The sequence below is a fragment of the Actinomycetospora sp. genome (assembly GCF_055612215.1).
The window spans coordinates 1-1,637 of sequence record NZ_JBVPVA010001019.1; the positions used below are offsets into that span (position 1 = coordinate 1).

At 71.0% G+C, this 1,637-nt stretch carries 1 protein-coding gene; it reads left to right on the forward strand.

From position 1 onward, the window contains the following. The first annotated feature begins 876 nt into the window (after positions 1-876). Positions 877-1,308: a DUF1707 SHOCT-like domain-containing protein gene (locus AC0CYZ_RS27655; protein WP_472221320.1), complete on the forward strand. Its 432-nt coding sequence runs from the start codon at positions 877-879 to the stop codon at positions 1,306-1,308. The last annotated feature ends 329 nt before the right edge of the window (positions 1,309-1,637 follow it).

Genomic DNA, 1,637 nt, shown 5'->3' on the forward strand with positions numbered 1-1,637 from the left:
GCGCACCGAGCCGATCGCCGCGAGGACACCCTCGATCCAGGCCAGAACCGTCTCGTCGTGACGGTCGTCGATGCCCACGCTCACAGACCTCACCTCCTCAATTCCCATTCTATTCGAATAGCGTGAGCTGTGACAGGTGAATACAACTGTCGATCAGCACGGTCCGATAACGCCGGGCGTGGCGTTCTTTCAAACGGGCCCGAGCCGCTATCGATGCCTACTGAACTCCTCGGCTGGGTCCTGGCATTCACCGTTCCCCCTTTCCACCGTGACACGGCTGCGGGGCCCGGCACCGGGTCCTGACATAGTCCGGGTGCCATTTCTTCTGCCCTGTGGGGCGCGGGTCGATCGAGGGTCGCGGCGGGGGTGGCCGAATAGGCCACGGTCGGGGGTTCCGGCTCCACCGCGGCGGTGTGGTCGCGTGCTCAGCCGACGCAGGAGGCTTCGACCACCCGGACGGGTGCGGGCCGGGTTCATCGACCGCTCGCCCCCGCCGGGGCCCTCAGACTCGTCGGGCCCACGGGAAGAAGGAATCGAGAGTTCAGCTGCGAAGCGGCCCTCCCGGCGCCGCAGGCGCCCCGGGCCGCCCGGCCGTGAGGAGCCCACGACCACCGCTGCGCTACTCGGGGTGGTGCGCGGCGACGAGGTCGCGCTCGGGGTAAGGCCATCGTGGGCTGGCCCAGCCGCACCCCGCGGGCCAGCGGGAATCCGTAGCGCAAGTACGCCGCTGGCCGCCGCGGAAAACACGTCGTGCGCCCACCAGATTCTCGAGGGCTGGGCCCGGACTCTTACCTGTTTCCGCATTGGTCCACGTCAGGGCTTCACTCCAGTCGATCACGGTGAAGTCACCTGGCTCACCGCCCCCAGAGGAGTTCGATGTCCATCACTTTCGCGCACGACCACCCCTCGACGTCCCGTCCGCCCGCGGGGTCGGTGCGGGCCTCGGACGCCGAGCGCGAGGCCGTCGTCTCGGTGCTGCACGCCGCCCTCGGTGAGGGTCGCCTCGATCTCGCCGAGACCGAGTCGCGCGTGAGCGCGGCCTATGCCGCGCGCCTCCGCGCCGACCTTCCGCCGCTGCTGAGCGACCTGCCCGATGGGATCGGCCGGATCGCCGCTCCGCTCACCGGACCCGGCGCTCCCGCCTGGTCGGCGGTGTGGACCGACGCCGTGTGGCGCGCCCGGACCGTCCTGCTCGGCCCTCACGAGCCACGCCCGGGCGCCTCGCAGTGCCGTACCGCCGCGGTGCTCTGCGCGCTGGCCGTGCTCTGGCTCCTGGTGTGCCTGCTACTCGGCGCCTCCCTGCCCTAAGCCCGATCCCTTGGTTCGTATGCCCTCTTCTCCCTCCCCTCCGGCTTCGCCGGATCGAAAGGTCGACACCATGGACGCCTCGAACACCGCCTCGAGCGGGTCCCGCTGGGAACCCGGCATCGGTGAGACTCCCGAGCTCTCTCCCAGCGAGACGACTGCTGACGAGTCCTCCCCGGCAGGAGGGGACGCCGTCGCGCTCGACACCGGCTCGTCGCCGGCCACACCGTCGGACGCACCGTCCTGGATTGCGAGCGCCCCCGATGGCGGGGCGACCCCCAACGCGTCCTCCCCTGACGGGCCCGACGTCGCGGGGCCGTTCGCGTCCGGGC